Raw genomic sequence first — 23,851 nt, forward strand, 5'->3', positions numbered from 1 at the left:
TACAAATTACTAACGAAAAAACAAAATAAAATAATCCCGCTCGTTTATGTAAATGGATACTACCGACTCTCTTATCTAATAGAAAAAAAACAAAAAATAAAATCATTAGTAACGAAAGATTAAATAGAAAATGCATTGTTATAATTCCCAATATATATCTCTCCTAATAATTTTATAAATTAATATTAACGAAAGAATGTGGAATGCACAATATTTTTCAATGAATATTCAGAAGATTCATAGGGGGATTTGTTTAAAAGTGGCAGAAAAGGCTAATGAATTGACCAGATTCTTAACTCTCTTTCCTCAAATTAAAAACAACGCAGGGATTTTATAACTATAAATCATTATTATAGGTATTTATAAAGATTTTGGGAGGCTTTATTAAACCAAGAATTAATCAAACGCCAGAGGAAGTTAATGAGAAGATTGGTTTTTGAAGGGGTTAGGGGTGAATCTCTAAGTACTCTTAAACCACCACCAGATCCGGAAGTGAAGAAAATATTAGACGAAGCTGGTATTACTGGGATTCATTATAAAAATGGAATTCCAGATTTTTCACCAGTAGCAAAAGCTCAAGTAGAAATTAATTATATGCTAGGTGGAAAGAGTGTCTATGGAGGAAAAGCTAGAAGAACTAATTTTACACAATCAGATCAAAAATTAGCTGATCAACTTAATGGTTCCTCAGAATTAGCAAAGCAATTTGGAATGATAAAATCAGCGCAAGAGATATAAAAAAATACCGAGAAATAGATAATTTTACATGGCATGAGTTGAATGATGTTAAAAAAATGCAACTTGTACCAACAAAAATAAATAGTGAATTTGGAAACCTGGGTGGTGTAGGGGAGATAAATGCGGGAGCTTTCGAACCTGGGGGTTTTGCCAATAAACAAAGTGAGGAGATTATAAAATGACTATAAATGATGCGATTTTTGGTGAACTTGAGTATGAATATGGCTGGTCAAGAGTTATTACTTTAGATTTCTTTAGAAATACAACTGAACTAGATTTAATAATAGATGGTGAAGTTGATGAGCAGTTTGATGAAGGTCAATATACGGCATACCAATCATTGATGGGTAAGTGGAATGATTTACAACTAAGTTTATTAGATTCCATCCTAAATTATTACAATCAAAAGCGACAAGAATTAGGTTATGATGTTGAATTAAATGAAAATTATCCAATTGTTGAAACTACTGATCAAATACTTGAAATGATAAGTTTAGATGGAATTATTATTCCATATGCTGATATTTTTGAAGCCCGCCATGTCGGAATTACATTTAATTGTACTTGGGATACAGAAAATGGATTGGGACTTCGATTATTGAATGAGAAAGTAAGAGAAGTCGGTTATCAAGATGTTGCAATTTAAATATTACTATTTGTAAGATTAGGGTACCAGGTTCTGAAAAAAACGCTATCTCGAAATTTGTTTGAAAACTAATACCTACTATTTCAAAAAAAGCAATTAAACTCTTCAATTTTCAATTTTAAACCTCATTAATAGTCCACGCTTTTCCTACAAATTTTAGATATAGATCTTGAATTGACATGCCATTCTCTTTCAAAAGTATAATAAATTATATAACTGTATTGAAAGTATGATAGCGATATTTTCTATTTTTGCAGTTTAGAACAAGTTTTCAAAGTTTAAGTAAGGTATAATGAAAATAACATTATATGGGATCACTAGGACTAGAGGTGAATCTAAAAAAGGAAGTGCAAAAAATGAAGGGAAATAAAGGCGAGTGGAGTGAAATATACACATTTTTAAAACTATTAGGCGATGGAATTATTTACGCTGGGGATGAAAACTCAAATACTATGAATTCTATATTCTATCCATTAATCTCTATTGTGCGTGAAGAAGAGGGTAACTTTTATTACTATAATAGGGAAAGTACAAATATTAAGGTTATAAATGGTGACGGTAATATATTATTAACTGTTAATGATCAAAGATTTAGAGAAATGAGTGAAAGTTTATATCATTCTTTAGGAATGATGTCTGGTAGGTCTTTTGAATTCCCTAAAATTGAAGAGTTTTTAAACAATATCAATGTGAAAAAAATGAAATCTGATTCGAGCATTAAAAGAGATATTACAATTGTTGTCCATGATTTGAACACAAATACTAGTCCTACTTTAGGATTTAGTATTAAATCAAGACTAGGAGGAAATTCTACATTATTGAATTCAGGTGAGACAACAAATTTTAATTTTGAAATTTCACCAGCATTAGATACTGCTAGTAATATTAAACTCAAAAGTTTAGTAAACGCAATTGATAGTAGATCAAAGATAAAAGATCGCATAAAGTATTTATTATCTAATCGATATTTATTAGATTTTAAGAACATAGGTAGTAAGAACTTTAAGTTAAATTTGCAGATGATTGATACTTTATTGCCAGAAATGGTTGGAGAAATGTTATTATATTATTATAATGGTCAAGCAACGACAATGAAAGAATTAGTTGATTTACTAGAAGAGAATAATCCATTAGATTTCGATCAGTCAAGTGACCACAAATTTTACGAAACGAAAATCAAAAATTTTTTGACTGATGTAGCGCTTGGTATGACACCCCAGAAAAAGTGGACAGGACTTTACGATGCGACAGGCGGATATATTATTGTTAGAGAAGACGGGGAAATAGTTTGTTATCATATCTATAATAGAAATGAATTTCAAGAATATTTACTAAGAAATACTTTTTTAGATACACCTTCTAGTAGTAGATACAGGTTTGGAGAAATATATGAAAGTCAGGGAAAATTGTTTATAAAACTAAATTTACAAATTAGATTTCATTAATAAATCGCCTATAAGTCGGCGATTTATTAATACTTTTTATTTATAGACTCTAAGTAGACTAAAGAATCATAAATTTTGTAAGCAATTTCTTCAATTACAGGGATAGTTACTGAGTTTCCTAGTTGTTTATACTTCTGGGTGTCACTAATGTCAGGAGGAAATTCAAATTTATCTTCTCCTTTTTCATCTATGAAAGCGTAACCGATGAATCCTTGTAAACGTCCCCATTCTACTGGAGTCATAGTTCGTATTCCTTGATCATTTAGTGGTGATTGTTTATATCTAACTTTTTTTCCTACTAATTCTTCTTTATAATCAAAAATTAGATTTCGTTCTTTTCCAGAACCTCCAGTTGCTAGCAAAGCATTAGATATAGGTTTTTCTAAATTAGGTTTATTTATAACGGAATACCCAAATCCATTTCCCTTACTTTTTTGTGTCGCTTTATGTTTAATGAGAGTGTTAAGATATCCTTGGGATAAATAAAATTTATCGTCAACAGTTTCTTCTAAAATATCATGTATGGATCCATAAATGGGCTCAGCTGTTCTTTTAGTAGGTAGTGTTTCAAATAGTGGTCTGTTACTATTCGGGAAACGTTTATTACTAAAACCTACTATATAGATTCTAGGTCTGTTTTGTGGAACTCCAAAGTTTTTAGAATTTAATAAGAAACTTCTAGGATTATATATCAACTCTCCATTTGAATCTACACTAACCCCAACAATGCTATAGTTTAACTCTTTAACCAAAGTTTCTAGAATTACTTTAAAAGTACTGCCTCCTTTATGAGTAACTAAGCCCTCAACGTTTTCTAATAAAAATGCTTTAGGAGTTGTTTTTTCAATAATATCTGCAATTTCAAAAAATAAAGTTCCTCTAGTTTTGTCTCGGAAACCCTCCTTTTTACCTGCTGAACTAAATGATTGACATGGGAACCCCGCTAAAAGTACGTCATATTTCATGTCTATTAATTTGTTTTTAAAATCATCACTACATACGTCATTTTTAGGGTTTTCCTTGTAAAGATGCTTATAAGTTTTACAAGCAAAATTATCAATTTCAGCGGAGAGTATATTTGTAAAATTACCAGTAAGCTCAAATCCTTTACGGATACCACCTATTCCTGAAAACAGATCCAAAGTTTTATATGTCAAAGTAATACCTCCAAAGTCCATTCAATATTTGATCACTGAAATAAGATATAATAACAGTGAGTCAGTAAGGATTATCTAATCTTAAATAGTACCATAAAAATATATAGGGGTGAATTAATGAACAATTATAAATATACAAGTATAGATCTTTTCTCTGGTCCAGGAGGGTTAGCGACAGGATTAAAGTTGGCTGGATTTCTTCCTTTAATCGCTGTTGAGATTAATAGAGAAACAGCAGAAACTTATTGTGAAAATCATCAGTCTGAACTTTTTGAACTAGATTTATATCTACAAGAAGCTAATAAATTTAATGATATTTTCCTCCCTAATAATAAGCCTTTGATGATATTAGGTGACGTAAGGAAATTATCGGATTCATTGATAAAAAAGATATTAAAAAAAAGATTCTTAAAAGAAAGTGTAGATTTAGTTACTGGGGGTCCACCGTGTGAAAGTTACTCAATAGCCGGTAAAAGAATGGTGGATGATGAAAGGGACTATCTTTTCATTCATATATCTAGAATTGCAAAAGCGGTTAATTCTAAAATGTTTTTGTTTGAAAACGTCAAAGGAGTTTTATCAAAGAAAAATAAAGAAGGAATAGATACATTCTTTTCGCTAGTTTGCGAGGAATTCGAACGAAATGATTTAATTAATTTTAATTCGTTTAGACTTGCCTCTTGGCATAAAGATGAAATCCTACTAAATTGTGTAAACTACGGAGTTCCTCAAAATAGAGAAAGAGTATTTCTAGTAGCTATTAATAATAAATATAAAGATGCATTTTTTAATTACCCTGAAAAGACTCATGGTGAAGGCAAGTTACCAGTTATTACAGTAGGACAGGCAATTAGAGATCTTCCTTTAATAAACAGTAAGGAAGAAAACTTCATATATTGCAATAAAAATTTGGAAATAAACTCTATAGCGCACGATAAATATTTAAAATTTGTTAGAGGGGTAGAGCCCAAAATACCAAGTGGAATTAATTACGATGGAAAATATTTAGACTCTCATAAAGCTAGTAAACACTTTGATAAAACAATAAAAAGAATGTCGTTTATACTTCCAGGAGAAAGTATGAAAACTGCAGCGGAGAGGCTTATTAATGAAGGGAAAAATCAAGTAAGAGATGAGTATTTCCCTAGGAAGCCATATGGGGCAAGGTACAGGCGGTTAAAAGAAAATAGTCCCAGCTTTACGGTTACTTCTCATTGCTTCGATGAAATGATTCATCCCAGTAAAGATAGAGCATTGACTCCAAGAGAGGTAGCAAGACTTCAGACCTTTCCAGATTGGTATGTATTTAAGGGTCCGTATGTAATATTCCATTCGGATCCTAAACAAGATAGATATGAACAAATAGGCGATGCAGTCCCACCTTTGGTTGCTTTTAAATTAGGTGAAGAAATTGTGAATACGTTGAATGAAATAACGCAGAATTAACAAAAAACTTAAATCATTTTAAAGAACTTTTTGTTTTCGGAAATACATAAGAAAGTTGAACATAATTCAGAAAATATGGATGATGTAGTTTCCTAATAATGAAATACAAAAAGTAGATATCTCCACATAAGTAGAGGTATCTACTTTTCTATGTTTCCGAGTCTCTTTGATAATCTAAATCTCTCCTAGGCTAAGATAGTTTGTAATATTAACTTTAATAACTCTTCTGTTGTTTCTGGTAATTGTTCCGGTAAGTAAAGTTGATGTTTCATTTTTTGTTCCTCCTTTAATCTCTTATTCTATTAACAATATAGTCAATATAGTTTGAGTTTATGCATGATATTATAAAAAAATTTGAATCTCTTAAAATAAGATTTGAATATCCAATGACTAAAATACCTAATTGACGTTTTGGTCAATATTCTATAATATGATTGAGTACCCGTACTTGACCGGGAGAGGTTCATAGCTAATACCCTCTATAAAAAACTATGGATACATGACTATTCGCCATGTCCATATATTTTGGACGTGGCTTTTTTTGTTTTTATCCTTTTGTTTGTATAGATTGGTTTATGAAACCTCTTTTGAAAGTGTTGGGAAACATTTTTAATAGGAGGTTTTTTTATTATGTCTGGAAGAAGTCATGATGAAGGTTTGAAGGATTTAACATTGTTAGGTAATCAAGGCACAAAATATTCATTTGATTATGCACCTGAGGTATTGGAGTCGGTAGATAATATGCATTCTACTCGGGATTATTTTGTGAAGTTTAATTGTCCTGAATTCACAAGTTTATGCCCAATTACAAATCAGCCCGATTTTGCAACGATGTATATCTCGTATATTCCGGATAAAAAAATTGTAGAAAGTAAATCGTTAAAATTGTATTTGTTCAGCTTTAGAAATCACGGAGATTTCCATGAGGACTGTGTGAACATTATCATGAACGATTTAATTGAATTGCTAGATCCAAGGTATATCGAAGTTTGGGGTAAATTCACACCACGCGGAGGTATTTCGATTGATCCGTGGTGTAACTATGGAAGACCGGGGACGAAGTATGTAGAAATGGCGGATTTTCGATTGATGAACCACGATCTGTATCCAGAGAAAATTGATAATCGATAATTGAATAATCCTTTTAAGGAAGAGGTTTTAGCTACCCTCTTTAGAAAAGCGGAAGTGCCTATGTAAGTCCCGAAAAGCGCTGGAAGGATTACACGTAAAGGCTTCTTTATGCCTTTACTGAAAGCCTAAAGCGACACGAGGGGCTAGGCGCTGAAGCTAGACAATTTAAAAAAACTAAGAAGATAACAGCATTCTTTCTTGGGTGCTGTTTTTTCAGTATAAGGGAGTTTACGGATGAAGCAGGAAAAAGCAATTATAGTGTTTAGTGGTGGTCAGGATAGCACGACCTGTCTGTTTTGGGCGAAGGAACGTTTTAAAGAAATCGAGGCAGTGACGTTTGATTATGGGCAAAGACATAGTCTTGAAATTGAATGTGCAAAAGAGATAGCGAAGGAAATCGGTGTAAAGCATCACATACTGGATATGTCACTTTTAAACCAGCTTGCACCGAACGCATTGACGCGAGATGACATAAAAGTAGAGGACGGAGAAAAAGGTGAATTGCCGTCGACTTTTGTACCTGGTCGGAATTTGCTCTTTTTATCTTTTGCCGGTGTTTTAGCTAGCCAGGTCGGAGCAAAGCATATCGTAACTGGTGTGTGTGAGACTGATTTTAGTGGCTATCCAGATTGTCGTGATATTTTCGTGAAGTCATTAAACGTAACGCTAAATCTTACAATGGATTCTACTTTTGTGATTGAAACACCACTCATGTGGTTGAACAAGGCACAAACATGGGAGCTGGCAGATCAACTTGGAGCACTAGAGTTTGTCCAAAAGAAAACGTTGACCTGTTATAACGGAGTAATAGCAGATGGCTGTGGGAAGTGCCCGGCGTGTAAGCTGAGAAATAAAGGACTGAACGAGTACTTGAGTTCAAAATCTACTAAAGGAGTAATAGCATGAGAATCTTATTTTATTTAATATCAATAGTGACTGCTAATGTCGTAACAGCAGCTTTTGCACCATTAGAGTTTGCCATGTTTATCGTCCCTATGGGAACACTTTTCGTGGGAGCTACTTTTATTTTCCGAGACCTTGTACAAAATAAATATGGGAGAGCAAAAACCTACTTATTTATTTTTGTGGCTTTAGCATTTTCTGCACTAGCCTCATTTATATTGGGGGATACTTTATTAATTGTACTTGCTTCGGCAATTTCATTTGTTGTAGCTGAAACAGCAGATACAGAGATTTACACAAGACTAAAATTACCAATGGCATGGCGTGTATTCTATAGCGGGATAGTTGGCGGATTCCTAGATTCTGTAATTTTTGTTGTAATTGGCTTAAGTCCTCTTGGAGCAAATTTTCTTCCATGGGAAGCAGTTCCTGCTGCCATTGTAGGTCAAATTATCGTGAAAACGGTTATTCAGATGATTGGGGCGCTTATTTTGAATCAAGTAGTAATAGTAAAGGAGAAGCGTCTTCTGTCTGAATGATTTTATGAAAAGTGAAAAGTTTAGCCTTCCATAATCTTGGGAGGTTTTTTTAGTTTTATTAATTTATTGTACAGTGACCACTTTATCTTTTTTATTACATATATCTATTTCTAGATAGATCTAAAAAAAAGGTATAAAAAACATTTTTTACAGGTACTGGATGTTATATAGGAATGTCGTATAATTAAAATAGATTAAAAATAATACTTAAAATACCAATATATAAATTATATAGTTGAAAAAATAATACAAAAAATACTTTGTTCCATGTTGAATCAAAGGTAGCTATTTTAGAAGGAAGTGTATTTAATGCGTAATCGAACCAAAAAGGATCAGAAAATAGTAGACGAATTGACCGGGTTTCTAATTATTGTAGCAGCGTTAATAGGTTGGTATACTACAAAGTCATTTATAGGGGTAGGGGTTGCAATAGGTGTTGGAGTAGTTGTAATAATTATAATCATGGGATGGAGAACAGCTAGTTTTGAAAAAAGGATGCGGGAATCTGGTATAGCGGAGATTGATCAAATGACTGGCCGACAATTTGAAGATTATCTAGGCACACTTTTTCAGTATCAAGGATACAAGGTCACTTATACACCTTCAACAGGGGATTTTGGAGCAGATTTAATATTAAACAAAGGACAAGAAACGATCGTGGTTCAAGCAAAACGCTATAAGAAAGCAGTTGGTGTAAAAGCTGTACAAGAAGTTATTCCATCCATCAATATGTATAATGCAGGAGTGGCATGGGTTATAACGAATAGTACCTATACAACGCAGGCCTTGACACTGGCCAAGAAAAACCGTGTACGAATGATAGACCGTAAAGAATTAATACAAATGAACCTGGAGATGAAAAATACAACTAAAAATGTCAAACCATGAAAAGGAGATCAAAAGTTATTAATAAATAGTATGAACAGTACAGTACTTGAGCGATATCCAAGAAATAAGAGAGACAAAAAGTTGAATCGTTTAATACTCTGCAGCATATGATGTGGTTACTTGAATAACCTAGTAATCTCCGATAGACTAATAATTACCATAAAGAGACAACTGAGGAGTGAAATGCCGATGGAAATTTCAATTACAAAAGCTTTACGCGAGTTAAAGACATTGGATGCACGCATTTTAAAGAAGATTAACGAGACAACTTTCGCAGCGTCTAAAAAACCAAAAGAGAATATTCGTGGTTTTAAGACTGTTGAGGCGTTTGAAAAGGAAGCCAAAGAAAGTATACAATCTATAAAAGATTTAATGGATCGTAGAAAGCAAATCAAAAAATCGATTGTAGAATCTAATGCAAGAACTGTTGTTGAAGTATCTGGAGTCAAAATGACGGTGGCAGATGCAATTGAGCGTAAAAACTTTATTGAAATCGAAAAAACACTCCTTCGTAAAATGAATACCGATTATGCTCAGTCTCAAGAAAAGGTAGAAGTTAATAACGAAATTGCCCAAGATAGATTAGACACTCAGTTAAATAACATGATTTCAAAAGATGGTAAAACAGACTTAACTGCGGTTGAAGGGTACAAAAAGTTGTTTTGGGAATCCGAGGAAACTAAATTAATTGACCCAATTCATGTAAAAGAAATCGCAACAAAGATGGCTTTAGATATTGAGTCTTTTGAAGATGACGTGGATGTAGCGCTAAGTGAAATTAATGCACGTACGTTAATCACTATTAAACAATAAATAAGTTTGGAACTTGCTGTTATAGCGAAAAAGAAGAAAGTTTCCCCGTTTGCAGGGTCTGGGTAAATCCCTGCTCCCAAAATCAATTACTGAGTAAGGTAAAAAGCTTAAAGCTCAACCTTAAAAGTTAAAAGCTTAACAATCAACTCTCTTACATCCTAAAGCTCATTATTTAGCGATAAAAAATCTATAAAATCTCGGGTAACAGGTGCTGTAGGATTTGAAACTTCCTTTCTTCTCCTCCGAGCAGCTATGACAGCACAAAAAGAGTGATCCCTTGGATCACTCTTTTTGTTTGTAATTTAGTTTTTTTGTATATTCATCTTACTAATTTCGAGAAAGATTTCGAATGTGAATTAATTTATATACTTTATAAAAACTTTTTCCAAAGTTGTATGTCTAATAGATAGGGCCAAATGAATTGGGGTGATATCTTGAGTGAAAAGATGTTAGTGAGGAACGCAATTAAAGGTAATGAAGAAGCATTTTTAGCATTAATCCATTCATATGAAGATGTATTATATCGGACAGCTATCTCATATTTGAAAAATGAAGGGGATGCACTGGAAGCTATTCAGGAAGTGACATATAGAGCTTTTAAAAGTATAAAAACAGTAAAAGAACCTGCCTACTTTAAAACTTGGTTAATTAGAATTATGATGAATTATTGTCAAGATGTCATCAAGAAAAGCAAGAGGGAAGTATTAGGGGAAAGAATATTTTGCATACAGGGAATGAGCGAGGACTTTACCTTTTTAGAAGTAGAGGAGGCTCTTTTAAGTTTATCCGATTATGAGAGAGAGTTATTACATTTAAAATACTTTGAAGATGTCAAAATAAAGGACATCGCTGTTATGTGGGATACACCGGAAGGAACAATTAAAACCCGGCTACATAAAGCCTTGCGGGCACTTAGGGCAGGATTTGAAGAGAAAGGAGAGGTTAAACGTGTTTGAGGAAAGAAAAAAATTGGTGCAGAGGAAGAAGTCGATTAATCAGGTCCAAATATCAAAGGATAAGCTACATTCCGCCGTACAAATTGGATTTGAGAAAGCCAAAAAAGAAAGAATGTTAAAAAGAACTAAGTTAATAAAACGGAGTTCATGGTCGGTAGTAATTGCTGCAATCCTTCTTATCTCTTTTATCACATCTGTCTCTGTATCGCCTGTTTTCGCTAATAAGGTTTCATCTATTCCAGGTATGGAACGAATTATTGCACTAATTCAGCAAGACAGAGGTTTAACCGCTGCCGTTGAAAATGACTATTTTCAACCTATTAATAAGTCGCAAGAGAAAAACGGTATTACAGTAACACTTGATGGAGTCATTGCAGACAAAAAGGGAATGGTTGTTTTTTACTCTATTCGTACAGAAGATATGGACGTAAGCTCACTTGAACTCAAATATCTCCAATTATGGTCAGGAATGAATATGCGGTATAGTTTCGATTTTATGAATTTTGTCAATCCCTTGACTCAAACGGCAAACTCTAAAACTTTCAGTGGCTCTGAATATATCCAGACGATTCCATATAGTAAGGACCTTTCTTGGAAAATAGGAATAAAAAATGGGGGAAAAGTAGAAAATTTCAAAATACCATTTACATATAAAAAGATGGAAGTGACAAGTAAGAGTATCGTTGTGAATGAAGAAGTTGAGATTGAAGGTCAATATTTTAAAGTGAAAGAGTTAATAGTCGACCCAATACGCACAGTGGTTAAGCTAGAAGAAAATTCTAATAACACTATGAAACTTCTCTCTCGGCCATTTGATGAATTAGAACTGGTAGATGAAGAGGGCAGGAAATGGTCTGCTATGCCTGGAAATGCATATAAAACTCTGGAGAAAGGAAATGTATGGGAGATCCCACTGAAAGAAAGTTTTTACTTTTATGAGCCTCAAAAGTTAACATTAACATTTGGGAAAATTGCAGCAATTGATAAAGAAGAAGCGCATATTATAATTGATACAGAAACCAAAAAGTTTATAGAAAAGCCTTTCCAATCAATATTCTCAAATTTACAGGTGGACGATAATCTGGTCAGTTTTACTATAAAAGTAAATAAGGATTATGATATGAATATGGTTAGTTTTATAAAATTTATAGACGCTGATGAACAAGAATTTTATATACACTACGGAGGGCGTACACCAACCTTTTCTAACTACGTAAAAGGTTCGAAGATAAATGTTCCGGGAGAGGCGAAAATCGAATTTGAACTTCCGGACAAGTCGGTTAATACTTTTGCAAATCCTATTCGATTGGATTTAGACTTATACCCATCATGGATAGAAGAGGACGTCGAGATAGAGGTCAAATAATAAAACGAGATTCTGAGAACAACTCTCTTCATTGTTCAAGAATCTCGTTTTTTAAAAGAGGCAAATATATATAATATGTGCAATTTAGTTAAACAATTAATTTTAAATCTCTTTCAAAATACCTTTTACTAATTCAACAAATTTAACTCTTACTTTACCTGCAACATCAATTACTTCCTCGTGATTTAGAGGCTGATCTAATATTCCACTCGCCATATTCGTTATACATGAAATACCAAGTACTTTCATACCACCGTGAGTAGCTACAATCGCTTCCGGAACCGTGGACATACCTGCAGCGTCAGCTCCTAATATGCGGAACATACGGATTTCTGCAGGGGTTTCGTATGTAGGACCACTCCACCAAGCATAAACACCCTCTTGCAATTCCATGTTTTGTTCATTCGCTACTTTAGTTGCAATACTGCGTAGCTCTTTGTTATATACTTCAGATAAATCAGGGAAGCGTGTACCTAATTCGTCATTATTTGGACCAATTAATGGATTGCTTCCTACTAAATTAATGTGGTCTGTTATTAACATTAAGTCTCCTGGATTAAAACTTGTATTCACGGCACCACAGGCATTTGTAATAATAACTTTTTCTATACCAAGTGCTTTCATTACACGTACTGGGAAGGTTACTTCGTCCAAAGTAAAGCCTTCATAATAATGAAAGCGACCTTTCATGGCAGCAACTATTTTTCCATTTAATTCTCCAATGACTAGTTCGTTTGCATGACCAATTGCTTCAGATTTTGCAAAATGTGGAATGTCGCTATATGGAATTTTTATGGGGTTCTTAATTTCATCAGCAAGCGTACCTAAGCCTGACCCTAAAATCATTCCAATCACAGGGCGATGATCTGTCTTACTCATAATGAAGTCTCTAGTTTCTATAATATCTCCAATGTTGTACATCATAATTCCTCCTTGAGATGGTACATAAAAAACAATACAAATGTAGTATACACTCAAAGTGTATTATTGCAAAAAAAGGAATATGCTCATAAACAAGGTTATTGATGATGTATTATAGTATAATTACATTATTTACAAGATAATTGTCGAATAATCTACTTTTAAATAGAAATAAGCTAAGGAAGTACATATGCATATGAAAAGTCATAAAGTAAAAAAAATTTTAGTCTTGTCTACTGTTTTATTAATCTTTTTCTCTGCTTTAAATGTTTATATTTCGTACGTGAAAATGAAAAATACCGTACAAGAGTCAATTGCAAACCAAAGTTTGCAAGCAGCTAGGTCAATAGCTTCATCAATAGATATCGACACGTATCAAAAATTTTTGAGTAACCCCGAGAAAAATGAACATTTTCGAGAGATTCAAGTTTATTTGAATGATGTGCGCGAAAAGTTAGGTTCCTTATATGTTTACACACTAGAAGTCGATAATCCTAAAGTTTCTAAAACGATGATTTTGGCGCACTACGGTAAAATAGATAATTTAGATAATTATCAGATAGGCGTTGCATGTACAGTTCCGGAAGAGCAAGTTACTAAAGCCTATAAAGGTCAGGTATATGTAACCGAAGTGCTGAAAGATCCAGATTATGGAGATTATTTATCCGTTGGAGCACCTATAAAGGACGATGATGGGAAAATACTTGGTTATTTAGGTATAGATACTAGTATACATACCATTAATCAGATTGAAGGGGCTGGGTTAAAAAGGAATATATTAATCTTTGCATTTAATGGTTTATTTATTTTCATCGTGCTAGGCTCCTTCTTATTTATGCAAAAATGGTATCAAAGAGAGGTTAAAAAGGAAGTAGGTCATACGGAGAATACTTATCAAACAGAGATAAAAACTTTGATAACCTCGGTTTCATCATTACGACATGATTTTTCTAATCATATTCTTGTTTTGCATGGGCTTCTAAAAATAGGGGAATCGGAGAAGGCATTACAATATGCATCCACCCTTTTTAAAGAAGTAGAAACTATTGAATCTCTTAAGTTAAATATAGATCATCCTGGTCTATCGATATTATTGCAATCAAAGAAGCTAGCTGCACAAAATCATCGTATAAATATGGAGATGACAATCCCCTATGCTTCATTTGGTAGAATAAAAAGCACAGATTTAATAATTATTTTATCGAATTTAATCGATAATGCTATTGATGCGGCGAAAGAGTTGCCAGAAGGGGAACGGAAAATAACGATTGATTGTTCTGTTAACGATACTAATTATCTATTTGTCATTACGAATACCGGGCAATGTATAGGTAAGGAAGCACAAATTTTCAAACAAGGATATTCAACCAAAAATGAAGCAAAAGGGCAGGTTAGAGGGCAAGGATTATTTATCGTGAAGGAAGTAGTAAATAAATACAATGGAAGAATCTCCATTGAATCAACAGATGAATCAGAGACAACTGCTATTGTGGAAATTCCGCTAAAGTAATTGCTTTTTAGTTGTTATACAGCTTGCTTTAAAAAAATAGATACTCTACTCAGGTAGAAGTATCTATTTTTTTGTGTTTGCTTTTGGTTTGAAATGATATGGAAACACCTATCACAAAAGAACCAACTAGTTGAAAGAGTTGAATGCTAATCCTTAACAGGAGGAAACGGAAAACCAAGGGGATGAACGATTAAAGATATAACTGAAGCTTCGATATCACAATTTATTATTCATTATTTAAAAGTTAATCCTGTTGATTGGACCGGCAGGCGGTCACTCCAGCAGGAACAGCTCGAACTGAAAGTCGAATAGGAAAGTAGTGACGAGAAGTTTGATGCCGTGCCAGCGGAAAGCATCCGCATAGATCGTAAATTAGCATTATTCGTATATCACTATTATGAAAATGATTCAAATAATTTACTTTGTTTCTATACTTGCAGGAGATTAGGATATAGTTCTTGAATTAATATGAAAATGTGTACTTAGGAGGAATATAGATGGGGATTTTAGATGGATTGATGGGTAATGCATCGGAGATAGAAAATGGTCAAGTTGAAAGTAAATTAAAAGATTTACTTGCTCCTTCGGAGAGGGTAGAGCATGCGTATAAGCTTATTCGTGATTTAATTGTTTTCACGGATAAACGTTTATTATTAATCGATAAACAAGGAGTGACGGGGAAAAAGGTAGAGTATCATTCGATACCGTATAGAAGCATCGTTCATTTTTCAATTGAAACAGCAGGAACTTTTGATTTAGATGCTGAGTTAAAAATATGGTTGTCGGGAAGTGTAGCTCCTATACAGAAGAAATTCAACAAATCCTTGAATATATATAAAGTTCAAAGTGTATTAGCTGAATATGTAATGAAGTAAAAGGAGTATGGATAAATTGAAATTACATACAAATGTTACAGGTGATGGTAAACCCATCGTTTTTCTACATACTGGTCTACAAACCGGTCTATTAGATTTTGAGTTTCAAAGAGATTATTTTAGTAAAAGTTATCGAGTGGTTTCTCCTGATTTAAGAGGCCATGGGCAATCTATAATAGACAATATCAAAAATTTTTTTGAGGACTCGGCTAAGGATTTATTGGAAACGCTGGATCGCTTAAAAATATCTGTTATTCATCTAGTAGGATGTTCGTTGGGAGCTCTTGTCGCGATTAAATTTGCTCAACTATTCCCTGATAGGATTAGCTCATTAGTTATTTCGGGAATTACGTCGATAAAGCCGGACGACTGGTTGGAAATGCATGAGGAAGATGTCAGAAGACAAACCGACTTTATAGACTAGTAAAGAAATAGGTAGTTACTTCGATCAAATACATGCGTCAGATTGGAGACAATTTATTCATTTTGGAAAGGACGAAAAATGGTATCCATTTGAGGATGTAAAAGCGGTAACAGAATTTGAATTCCCTGTGCTTTTTATCGTGGGAGAGAATAAACCGAATGAAACAATCGGAGCAACTATTTACCCTGAAAAGAACCCAAATATTCGCGTTGCGATTGTGCCGTTTGCAGGTCATTTAGTTCATACTGAACAACCAGAAATCTATACTAAAATAGTAGAATTATTTATTGGAAAAGCAGTGTAAAGAGAAGTAAATGTTAAATATAATTGAAAAAACTACTAACTTCTTTTCGAAAGAAGGTTAGTAGCTTTTCAAGTTGTTGGCTAATTCTATATATAGTAAAATTCTTTAATATTTTAACAAATATAATTCTATTCTTTGCTCTTTCATAAGTGGCTCTTATTTAAACTAAAGATCCACCAGTTTTTAAGTATTTTTCGATACCTTCTGCAGCACGATACGCAAGAGCTCCAACTGTGCCTGTAGGATTCATACCAGAATTATGTGGGAATGCTGAAGCGCCAGGAACAAATACATTTTCACAATCCCACATTTGAAGGTAGTTGTTTAATGCGCTTGTTTTAGGATCTGCACCCATGATAACTCCACCCGTGTTATGAGTAGTTTGATATTTTGTCGTATCCCAATCACCTTGATCTCCTGGGGTATTAATCATGTCTGCTCCCATTTCTTCAAGAATCTTTGTAGTGATATCTCTAATATATTTTTGTTGATTTCTTTCATTATCTTTATAGTTAAATGTCATACGTAATAATGGATCACCAAATTGATCTTTATACGTAGGATCTAGGTCAATATAGTTTTCTTTGTTTGGCATAACTGAGCCTTGTGAGCCTACTGACAAGCTGCGGTTCGCCCAATAAATAGATTCATCTTTAAACTCTTTACCCCAAGTTGGTGTACCTTTAGGGACAGAATTATTTGAAATAGGACGTTTTCCGTAATGACCAAGTGCTATGTTACCACCGTGAATAAAATTCAAATCAGTATGGTCAAAATTATCTCCATTAAAATCGTCTAGTACTCCTGCAAGTGCACCTGTACCTGCATATAAATTAAATTCTTTCTCCTTAAAGAAACCTGTTGAACCTGATGACGTCATTTGATAAGCGTAGTTCTTTCCAATTACGCCAGTTCCCGATTCTGGATTATACGGACTTCCAAGTTGAGAGTTTAATAGAATTCTAATGTTATTAAGTGCATACGCTGAAACAACTACAACGTCAGCCTCTTGAATATATTCTTCTCCAGTTCGAGTATCAACATATAAAACTCCAGTAGCTTTTCCGTTCGTATGTAAGACTTTGCGAACAACACAGTGCGCTCTTACTTCAAAGTTACCTGTCTCTTTTGCCACTGGTAAAACAGTTACTACTGGTGATGCTTTTGCCCCATATTCGCAACCGAAACGCTCACAAAAACCGCAATATTGACATGCTGCCCTAGAGATTCCATCTGGATTTGTGTAGCTTTCAGAAAGTGTAGCCGCTGGTGCAATGTAAGGATGGTATCCTAAGTTTTTAGACGCTTCCTTAAACATTTTCATTGAAGGCGTTTCTTTAAGTGGAACTGTAGGATACTTAACTTCTGGGACTTCTGGATGTGGATTAGTTTCCCCAGAGATACCAGCCATAGCTTCAAATTTTTCAAAATATGGTACTAAATCGTTATAAGTAATTCCCCAGTCCTGTAGGGGCATATCAGCTGGGATTTTATCTTTTCCATAACGCTCTAGAGTTTTTGTGTAAATTTCAAAATCATAAGGAAGAAAGCGATAAGTTAATCCATTCCAGTGTTCACCAGAACCACCTACACCATCACCGATTAAAAATGAACCATGTTGACGATAAGGTAGAGCTCTTTTTGAACGGTCATGACGCACTGTCAAAGTTTCTTTAGAAAGATCTTGCATCATTTCGTTTCTTTGTTGATATCTAAGTTCATCGTGAACCATTAGGTAATCTTCTGTCTTTCTTTCTTTACCGCGTTCTAAACCTACTACTTTATATCCTTTTTTAGTTAGTTCAGCTGCGATAATACCGCCAGTCCAGCCAACTCCTGCCAATACTATATCTGTTTTTGGTAATTTCTTAGCCATGTCTAATTAGCTCCCTTCCGATTAATGTTTATGTTGTGAATTCAAGCTTGTCGGTTCGATTTTTACAAATTCATCTTTTTCAATGATATTTGCATAACTCATTTGATGACCAGGGAAGTTTTTCATCTTCCATCCTGCCATATCTTTATTCCCACCATATAAAGGATCGGCATAAGCACCTTCAATAGTTGCACTTTTTAGTAATGAGAAGAAATATGTAGAAGTAACAGCACCATTTAATGTGACTTCACCTGCTTCAAAAGCTTGTAAAATAGCAACCTGTTCTTCCGCTGTTATTTCTGAAAACTTTGCTTTATATTGTTTTGCTGCTTCTGAATTTAAAGCTTCAATCCCTAGATTGAAAATTTGTTGTCTGTTTAAGTGTGTTTGATGTCCGAACAATGGTGTAGCTTCTGCTGGATAAAATGGTCCAGACATATATTCTTTAGAATTTAGTCCCCAACTTCCAGCAAGCTGATGGTCAATATAAAAAGCAACGAGTAATTCTTTTGCTCCTGGTCCTACTTCTGTTTTTGGAAATATTTGTTCTGCCGCTGCATCAATTGTGTCGAATTGTGTTTTGTCAAAATACATTAGTGCTTGGTTAAAATTTACTGCTGTTGCTGTAGTATGAACACCTGTTTCATGAGTTTGAGTTGTTGAGTCTTTACTTAGTAAAGAACCTAGAGCTCCACCTAGTACAACCCCACCTACTGTTAACCCAGAATTCTTTATAAATGTACGTCTAGATGAACGTTTGTCTAAGTATGGAGCATTTTTTTCCTGTTCTGACATAATATAACCTCCAGTATAAATAAGTAGAAAATTGAACGAATTTCTTTATTTAGGTAAATAATAAATTAAAAAAATATACTCATTAATGAACGATAGTATGCCAGTTGTATACTAATGAGAATAAGACAGTATAAACCAATAAAGAAGCGATAAAGTATATATGTTTTGTTCCTGTCCAGCAAAGAACAATGATAGCTAGTCCAATACCTGAACCTAATAATGCAAACCAAGGGAATTCATTGTTATAGAAAAAAAGACCTAGTGATAAGTCTGCCGCTATAAATAATGCAAAAAGAACTTGATTCAAGAGTTTTAATTCTTCTAAATTATATTGAGTCACTTTTGTTCTCCTTCGATTAATAAACTATTTAAAAATGTACCGATACAAAACAACCGTTTCCAAGTCTACTCCTTTTTTTTCACGATTTCTACACATTTGCAAAAAAAATAAAATATAGTTTTATTCTGAAAATAACGTTAAATTACTCTCTTTTCTACAAATTAATATGGAGGATACACAATGTTAGTGGTACAAAACGACTAATTAAATCTCTGAGAAAACATGCCAATAGACTATATGTAATCTTATTTTTTTAGGGGTTGATTTCATTATCAGTAAATAGTTTTTATAACTATGTGTTTACAAATTGGGACGAAGGAGTATAATGTGTAATTGTTACAAAACAACCAATACTTTTGAATACTACTTATGCATAAATTTACAGGATCATTATATATATTCAGTTATGAGGAGGGAACATAATGCCAAATATCGGTGTACCAGGTTTAATCATTATATTAATAATTGCTTTAATCGTGTTCGGTCCGAAAAAGTTACCTCAATTAGGTAAAGCAGTTGGACAAACGTTAAAAGAATTCAAAAACTCGACTAAAGATATCGTGGACGATGTAGCAGAAGAATTTAAATTAGATGATAAAGATACAGACGATAAAAAGAAAATCTAATATTAAGAAGCCAACTATTTTAAAATAGTTGGCTTTTTTGAAAAATTAGAAAGTTTATAAAAAAGTCCCATGAATACTGAGATCAAGGCACTTTCAAGAATGAATAATCCTGCTGATTTCAGTTGCAGGTGAAGGAACGAAGGATAAGAACGCCACCTTGCACTCCAATCAATCAGTGTGTAGTACTCCATTAGAAGATTCAGCATAGCTCTAACAAAACATTCGGTAATTCATACAACGATAAGTCTGTCGAGAGTACTTCGAAAACGCTAGAAACAGATCTTGAACTATAAGGACCGGGCGTTTTTGCCTGGTTTTTCTTATTATATACTGTGGCAGATTCAAATTAATTCTGATTTGTATTAATACCAGTATATCCTTTTACAAAACGGTCTTGCTTAATATTTCGGTATAGCTACCCAATGCTCTGGGGATACCTCTACTAACTCCGATTGACTTAATTGGTATTTGTCTATTTCTAAATTTTCTTCCATTAGGGCCCGTTTTTTCTTTGCTTCAATTTTAGGATCTGGAATTGGAATTGCAGCTAGTAGTGATTTTGTATATGGATGCTGAGGGTTAGAATATAGCTCCTCGCTTTCTGCAAGCTCAACAATTTTTCCTGCGTACATTACTGCTACCCTATCACTAATATGCTTGACCATCGATAAATCATGAGCAATAAACAAATAGGTAAGTCCTAAACGATGCTGAAGGTCCTCAAGTAACTCGACGATTTGAGATTGTATAGAGACATCTAAAGCAGATAATGGTTCATCGCAAACGATAAAATCAGGTTCTACAGCAAGTGCACGAGCAATTCCAATTCTTTGACGTTGTCCACCAGAAAATTCATGTGGATAACGCATAGCATGTTCAGGTTTTAGACCAACCATAATGAGTAATTCTTCCACACGCTTTTTTCTTTCCTCATTGCTTTTACTTAAACGATGAATATCTAGAGCTTGCCCGATTATATCCAGCACTTTAAATCGTGGATTTAATGAAGAATAAGGATCTTGAAAGATCATTTGCATATGTCTACGCATTGTTTTCATTTCATTTTTACTTAGCCTATTTATAGCTACCCCTTGATATAGTACATCGCCATCTGTTGGCTCATGGAGTCGTAATATTGCTCTACCGGTTGTAGATTTACCTGACCCCGATTCTCCTACTAACCCAAGTGTTTCACCTGGTTTTATGAAGAAACTAATGTTATCAACAGCTTTAAGTACATTTCCTTTTCCAGAATTGAAATGTTGCTTAAGAGAACGTACGTCTAGTAAAGGCTTTCCGTCTTCTGTTCCGATAGAACGGAGAGAAGGGCGTTTAGGTTTTTTTTTCTCATCCAAGCGTGGGAGTGCATTGAGTAGTTTTTTTGTATAGTCATGTTGAGGGTTTTCAAAAATTTCTTCTGTTGTCCCAGTTTCAACAATTTCCCCATTTCTCATGACTGCTACTCGGTCACACATCCCTGCAACTACACCTAAATCATGTGTGATTAAAATAATGGATGTTCCGAAACGTATCTGCATATCTTTCATTAGGTTTAATATTTGTGCTTGAATCGTAACATCAAGTGCAGTTGTAGGTTCATCCGCAATCAGTAGAGTAGGGCGGCAAGCCAATGCTATTGCTATCATGACCCTTTGACGCATTCCACCAGAAAATTCATGAGGGTACTGATTGAACCGACCTTCACTATCTTTAATCCCTACTAGCTTGAGAAGTTCAAGTGCTTGTTTTTTTGCATCCTTCTTGGATAACTTTTGGTGTTTCATAAGACTTTCAGCTATTTGCTTTCCAATTCGGATAGTAGGATTAAGGGAGGTCATTGGGTCTTGGAAGATCATGCTAATATCCTGACCTCGGATATTTTCCATCTCTTTTTCTGACTTGTTTATAAGATTTTCACCGAGAAATTCAATCTCGCCGTTTTTCAGCAAAGAAGGAGGGGAGGGAAGAAGTCTCATGATCGAACGAGCAGTAACACTCTTTCCACTACCGGATTCTCCAACAATTCCAATAGTTTCACCTTTTTTCACATCAAAACTTACCCCTCGCACAGCCTCAAATTCTGTTTCGTTCGTTAGAAACGAGATATTTAAATCTTTCACTCTTAGAACAGTCTCCAATATAAACACCTACCTAATTCAGTATATGTAATTAATCATGTCTATTTCATAACTACTTGTTTTACTTAAAAATACGGATATTTATTTAATAAAGAAACTTTTTAATGGGTTTTTAAAAGTCGATTCCATCGCTTGGATCGGCAAGCGTTCGACTAGAATGGAAATCATATAAAACCAGGAATACTTATGTGATATTTTACTGAATTATCCCTTTACTTAAAGTGGACTTCGTTGATTGGAGCGTAAGACGGCGACTCCAGTGGGAACAACACGAACTGAAAGCCCTGCAGGAAAGACATTGGTCGAACTCTGTTTGACCAATGTCTTTGCGACGAGTAACCGCAGGAGCATATGTTTTCGCAGTGACGAGGAGATTGAAGTCGTGCCCACGGAAAGCATCCGTCTAGAGAGGAAATCAACTTTGTTCGGATTTTACTACTAATTACTTCTTTATGAAATTGGCTCAATTAATAAATAAATGTCATTGACTTAATAAAATTCAAAATCTATACTATACAATACCACTAGGAATTCTAATATATCAGAAAGGAGGTAAATAGTCGATGGGAATAAATAAAGAACCATCGGTGAATTTGGTTTTTTTTGATCATCTTGCGTATATATTTGAAAAAATGATGAAGAGAAATACGTATAAATATTTGTTGCTTCTTCTAGGGTTTCCCTTACATGTCGTTATTTTTATCAACTACCGATTGAAGAGAAACAATGATACATATTCTATTATTCATAAAAAAATAAATGCTTCGTTACAAACGTCAGGGCTCAAAGAACAATTAAAAAGTGAATTCAAAGAACAATACGTCCGGAAACATGCTTTCTTTCATGAGACAGTGGATGAACAGCATATGAACAGTGAAGTAGATAGGCTTGCACAAGAAAAATACTCGAAGTTACTTGCGGAAAATATTGATGCTGAGTATGAACAGCAAGGTTTAGTAAAGCTCAATTATATTTCGTATTTTAGAGATTTACTAAAAAAACCACTGTTTTTAATTGTTTCGTTTATCCCTGGAGTACTAATGTATATACTGCTTTTTTTGATTAGTAATTTCTTTATTAAATTTGTTTTCGAACGTCTAGTTATGAGTGTTTTAGTTATTGCGGGGGTCTCGGTTCTAGTGTTTACTATTTTGTATTTGTCACCTTTTGATCCCGCAGCGAATCTTTTAGGAGAAGCTGCAACAAAAGAGCAAATAGCATCTTTTAATCATACCTATGGTTTGGATCTGCCTTACTTGGCACAATTATGGAATGCTGTAAAAGGCATTTTCACGTTTGACCTAGGAGCTTCCTTTACTGGAAATGAAGACGTTGCAGCAAGCATTGCTAATAAGTTTCCTATCACTTTAACAATTGCGATTTTCTCACTCTTGATGGCAGTTGTTATAGCAATACCAGTTGGAATCATTTCAGCAACTAGACAAAACACATTTTTAGATTATTCGTTTATGTTTATAGCGTTAATTGGTTTATCTATTCCGAATTTCTGGCAGGGCTTAATATTTATCTTGAATTTTTCTATTAAATTGCAATGGTTACCAGCGACTTATAATCCTCAGAATTTGTTATCTATTATTATGCCTGTAATAGTTTTAGGGACGGGGCTTACAGCATCTGTTGCAAGAATGACTCGCTCCTCTATGCTAGAAATAATAAATGAAGATTATATTATTACGGCAAAAGCTAAGGGGCTTAATGAGCGTCAGGTACTTTGGAAACATGCAATTGGTAATGCTATGATTCCCATCATTACAGTAATTGGATTGCTGTTTGGGGATATGCTCGGTGGAGCCGCTGTTACTGAGAAAGTTTTCAATATTAGTGGTATAGGAAGCTATATCGTTGATAAGCAGTTTATTCCTGACATTCCTGCCATCATGGGTGGGGTAATTTATATTGCTATAACAATTTCATTAGTAAACGTGCTCATCGATATTTTGTATGCGTTTTTCGACCCTCGCATTCGATCTAAGATGAAGCAACTGTAATTTAG

At 34.0% G+C, this 23,851-nt stretch carries 22 protein-coding genes, 1 pseudogene and 1 riboswitch; of the genes and pseudogenes, 17 read left to right on the forward strand and 6 right to left on the reverse strand.

Annotation, left to right across the window (positions count from 1 at the left end; genetic code table 11):
- Window positions 1-392 precede the first annotated feature (392 nt).
- The 3 genes and pseudogenes from MKY60_RS01795 to MKY60_RS01805 form a co-directional block, all read left to right on the forward strand.
- A pseudogene (locus MKY60_RS01795) lies at window positions 393-920 on the forward strand (HNH endonuclease); the annotation flags it as partial.
- A complete protein-coding gene (locus tag MKY60_RS01800) occupies window positions 917-1,384 on the forward strand; it encodes a DUF6985 domain-containing protein (protein ID WP_340928374.1) in 468 nt (155 codons plus the stop codon). The pseudogene MKY60_RS01795 and the gene MKY60_RS01800, both read left to right, overlap by 4 nt.
- Before the next feature lie 356 nt (window positions 1,385-1,740).
- Window positions 1,741-2,829, forward strand: a complete 1,089-nt coding sequence (locus tag MKY60_RS01805; RefSeq protein WP_340928375.1) for an HpaII family restriction endonuclease — start codon at window positions 1,741-1,743, stop codon at window positions 2,827-2,829.
- A 26-nt stretch (window positions 2,830-2,855) separates the two neighbouring features.
- Here the strand turns inward: MKY60_RS01805 and MKY60_RS01810 are convergent, their stop codons facing one another.
- On the reverse strand, window positions 2,856-3,986 hold the full coding sequence (locus tag MKY60_RS01810; protein ID WP_340928378.1) for a DNA cytosine methyltransferase: 1,131 nt from the start codon (window positions 3,984-3,986) through the stop codon (window positions 2,856-2,858).
- 117 nt (window positions 3,987-4,103) lie between these two features.
- Here MKY60_RS01810 and MKY60_RS01815 point away from each other — a divergent pair, with 117 nt between their 5' ends.
- From MKY60_RS01815 to MKY60_RS01850, 8 genes are all read left to right on the forward strand, one after another.
- Complete coding sequence (locus MKY60_RS01815) at window positions 4,104-5,432, forward strand: DNA cytosine methyltransferase (RefSeq protein WP_340928379.1); 1,329 nt, start codon at window positions 4,104-4,106, stop codon at window positions 5,430-5,432.
- Window positions 5,433-5,884: 452 nt separating this feature from the next.
- Window positions 5,885-5,931: riboswitch (PreQ1 riboswitch) on the forward strand.
- Between the two features lie 131 nt (window positions 5,932-6,062).
- Entirely contained in the window at window positions 6,063-6,563 is a 501-nt protein-coding gene (queF, locus tag MKY60_RS01820; RefSeq protein WP_090565066.1) for a preQ(1) synthase, read from the forward strand.
- Between the two features lie 234 nt (window positions 6,564-6,797).
- Window positions 6,798-7,469 carry a 7-cyano-7-deazaguanine synthase QueC gene (gene queC / locus MKY60_RS01825; RefSeq protein ID WP_340878824.1) on the forward strand — a complete coding sequence of 224 codons (672 nt, stop codon included), beginning with the start codon at window positions 6,798-6,800 and terminating at the stop codon, window positions 7,467-7,469.
- A complete protein-coding gene (locus tag MKY60_RS01830; protein WP_269923251.1) occupies window positions 7,466-8,005 on the forward strand; it encodes a VUT family protein in 540 nt (179 codons plus the stop codon). The genes queC and MKY60_RS01830 overlap by 4 nt, the downstream gene beginning before the upstream one ends.
- A 309-nt stretch (window positions 8,006-8,314) precedes the next feature.
- A complete protein-coding gene (locus MKY60_RS01835) occupies window positions 8,315-8,893 on the forward strand; it encodes a restriction endonuclease (protein ID WP_340878825.1) in 579 nt (192 codons plus the stop codon).
- 189 nt (window positions 8,894-9,082) lie between these two features.
- Window positions 9,083-9,706: a hypothetical protein gene (locus tag MKY60_RS01840; RefSeq protein WP_090565060.1), complete on the forward strand. Its 624-nt coding sequence runs from the start codon at window positions 9,083-9,085 to the stop codon at window positions 9,704-9,706.
- A 434-nt stretch (window positions 9,707-10,140) separates the two neighbouring features.
- Window positions 10,141-10,662 (forward strand): sigma-70 family RNA polymerase sigma factor, encoded by a 522-nt coding sequence (locus MKY60_RS01845; RefSeq protein ID WP_340928381.1) that lies wholly within the window; start codon window positions 10,141-10,143, stop codon window positions 10,660-10,662.
- Complete coding sequence (locus MKY60_RS01850) at window positions 10,655-12,028, forward strand: DUF4179 domain-containing protein (RefSeq protein ID WP_340928382.1); 1,374 nt, start codon at window positions 10,655-10,657, stop codon at window positions 12,026-12,028. Before MKY60_RS01845 ends, MKY60_RS01850 begins: the two co-directional genes overlap by 8 nt.
- A gap of 102 nt (window positions 12,029-12,130) precedes the next feature.
- Here the strand turns inward: MKY60_RS01850 and MKY60_RS01855 are convergent, their stop codons facing one another.
- On the reverse strand, window positions 12,131-12,949 hold the full coding sequence (locus MKY60_RS01855; protein ID WP_093496682.1) for a purine-nucleoside phosphorylase: 819 nt from the start codon (window positions 12,947-12,949) through the stop codon (window positions 12,131-12,133).
- Window positions 12,950-13,145: 196 nt separating this feature from the next.
- On the opposite strand from MKY60_RS01855, the gene MKY60_RS01860 reads away from it, so the two are divergent.
- From MKY60_RS01860 to MKY60_RS01875, 4 genes are all read left to right on the forward strand, one after another.
- The gene (locus MKY60_RS01860; RefSeq protein WP_340928384.1) at window positions 13,146-14,459 is read left to right on the forward strand and encodes a sensor histidine kinase; all 1,314 of its coding nucleotides are present in this window, start codon (window positions 13,146-13,148) and stop codon (window positions 14,457-14,459) included.
- A 497-nt stretch (window positions 14,460-14,956) separates the two neighbouring features.
- A complete protein-coding gene (locus tag MKY60_RS01865) occupies window positions 14,957-15,334 on the forward strand; it encodes a PH domain-containing protein (protein ID WP_340928386.1) in 378 nt (125 codons plus the stop codon).
- A gap of 16 nt (window positions 15,335-15,350) precedes the next feature.
- On the forward strand, window positions 15,351-15,758 hold the full coding sequence (locus tag MKY60_RS01870; RefSeq protein WP_340928388.1) for an alpha/beta fold hydrolase: 408 nt from the start codon (window positions 15,351-15,353) through the stop codon (window positions 15,756-15,758).
- Between the two features lie 139 nt (window positions 15,759-15,897).
- Entirely contained in the window at window positions 15,898-16,062 is a 165-nt protein-coding gene (locus MKY60_RS01875; RefSeq protein WP_340928389.1) for a hypothetical protein, read from the forward strand.
- Between the two features lie 160 nt (window positions 16,063-16,222).
- Here MKY60_RS01875 and MKY60_RS01880 read toward each other — a convergent pair whose 3' ends face one another.
- The 3 genes from MKY60_RS01880 to MKY60_RS01890 all read right to left on the reverse strand — a co-directional run bounded on the left by MKY60_RS01880 (window position 16,223) and on the right by MKY60_RS01890 (window position 19,073).
- Window positions 16,223-17,938, reverse strand: a complete 1,716-nt coding sequence (locus MKY60_RS01880) for a GMC family oxidoreductase (protein ID WP_340928391.1) — start codon at window positions 17,936-17,938, stop codon at window positions 16,223-16,225.
- Window positions 17,939-17,959: 21 nt separating this feature from the next.
- Window positions 17,960-18,733, reverse strand: coding sequence for a gluconate 2-dehydrogenase subunit 3 family protein (locus MKY60_RS01885; RefSeq protein WP_093496686.1), 774 nt, complete (start codon window positions 18,731-18,733; stop codon window positions 17,960-17,962).
- Between the two features lie 82 nt (window positions 18,734-18,815).
- Window positions 18,816-19,073: a hypothetical protein gene (locus MKY60_RS01890; protein WP_241597616.1), complete on the reverse strand. Its 258-nt coding sequence runs from the start codon at window positions 19,071-19,073 to the stop codon at window positions 18,816-18,818.
- 419 nt (window positions 19,074-19,492) lie between these two features.
- On the opposite strand from MKY60_RS01890, the gene MKY60_RS01895 reads away from it, so the two are divergent.
- A complete protein-coding gene (locus tag MKY60_RS01895) occupies window positions 19,493-19,699 on the forward strand; it encodes a twin-arginine translocase TatA/TatE family subunit (RefSeq protein WP_093496688.1) in 207 nt (68 codons plus the stop codon).
- Between the two features lie 398 nt (window positions 19,700-20,097).
- Here the strand turns inward: MKY60_RS01895 and MKY60_RS01900 are convergent, their stop codons facing one another.
- Entirely contained in the window at window positions 20,098-21,837 is a 1,740-nt protein-coding gene (locus MKY60_RS01900; protein WP_340928393.1) for an ABC transporter ATP-binding protein, read from the reverse strand.
- Between the two features lie 563 nt (window positions 21,838-22,400).
- On the opposite strand from MKY60_RS01900, the gene MKY60_RS01905 reads away from it, so the two are divergent.
- Entirely contained in the window at window positions 22,401-23,846 is a 1,446-nt protein-coding gene (locus tag MKY60_RS01905; protein WP_340928395.1) for an ABC transporter permease, read from the forward strand.
- Window positions 23,847-23,851: the final 5 nt, after the last annotated feature.

The organism is Psychrobacillus sp. FSL K6-1415, from assembly GCF_038003185.1.
Lineage (GTDB): Bacteria > Bacillota > Bacilli > Bacillales_A > Planococcaceae > Psychrobacillus > Psychrobacillus psychrodurans.

Bases quoted from the DNA above. Each gene is read 5' to 3' on its own strand.
- MKY60_RS01800 (WP_340928374.1), top strand. From the start codon at position 917: ATGACTATAAATGATGCGATTTTTGGTGAACTTGAGTATGAATATGGC.
- MKY60_RS01805 (WP_340928375.1), top strand. From the start codon at position 1,741: ATGAAGGGAAATAAAGGCGAGTGGAGTGAAATATACACATTTTTAAAA.
- MKY60_RS01815 (WP_340928379.1), top strand. From the start codon at position 4,104: ATGAACAATTATAAATATACAAGTATAGATCTTTTCTCTGGTCCAGGA.
- queF (WP_090565066.1), top strand. From the start codon at position 6,063: ATGTCTGGAAGAAGTCATGATGAAGGTTTGAAGGATTTAACATTGTTA.
- queC (WP_340878824.1), top strand. From the start codon at position 6,798: ATGAAGCAGGAAAAAGCAATTATAGTGTTTAGTGGTGGTCAGGATAGC.
- MKY60_RS01830 (WP_269923251.1), top strand. From the start codon at position 7,466: ATGAGAATCTTATTTTATTTAATATCAATAGTGACTGCTAATGTCGTA.
- MKY60_RS01835 (WP_340878825.1), top strand. From the start codon at position 8,315: ATGCGTAATCGAACCAAAAAGGATCAGAAAATAGTAGACGAATTGACC.
- MKY60_RS01840 (WP_090565060.1), top strand. From the start codon at position 9,083: ATGGAAATTTCAATTACAAAAGCTTTACGCGAGTTAAAGACATTGGAT.
- MKY60_RS01855 (WP_093496682.1), bottom strand. From the start codon at position 12,949: ATGTACAACATTGGAGATATTATAGAAACTAGAGACTTCATTATGAGT.
- MKY60_RS01860 (WP_340928384.1), top strand. From the start codon at position 13,146: ATGAAAAGTCATAAAGTAAAAAAAATTTTAGTCTTGTCTACTGTTTTA.
- MKY60_RS01865 (WP_340928386.1), top strand. From the start codon at position 14,957: ATGGGGATTTTAGATGGATTGATGGGTAATGCATCGGAGATAGAAAAT.
- MKY60_RS01880 (WP_340928391.1), bottom strand. From the start codon at position 17,938: ATGGCTAAGAAATTACCAAAAACAGATATAGTATTGGCAGGAGTTGGC.
- MKY60_RS01885 (WP_093496686.1), bottom strand. From the start codon at position 18,733: ATGTCAGAACAGGAAAAAAATGCTCCATACTTAGACAAACGTTCATCT.
- MKY60_RS01905 (WP_340928395.1), top strand. From the start codon at position 22,401: ATGGGAATAAATAAAGAACCATCGGTGAATTTGGTTTTTTTTGATCAT.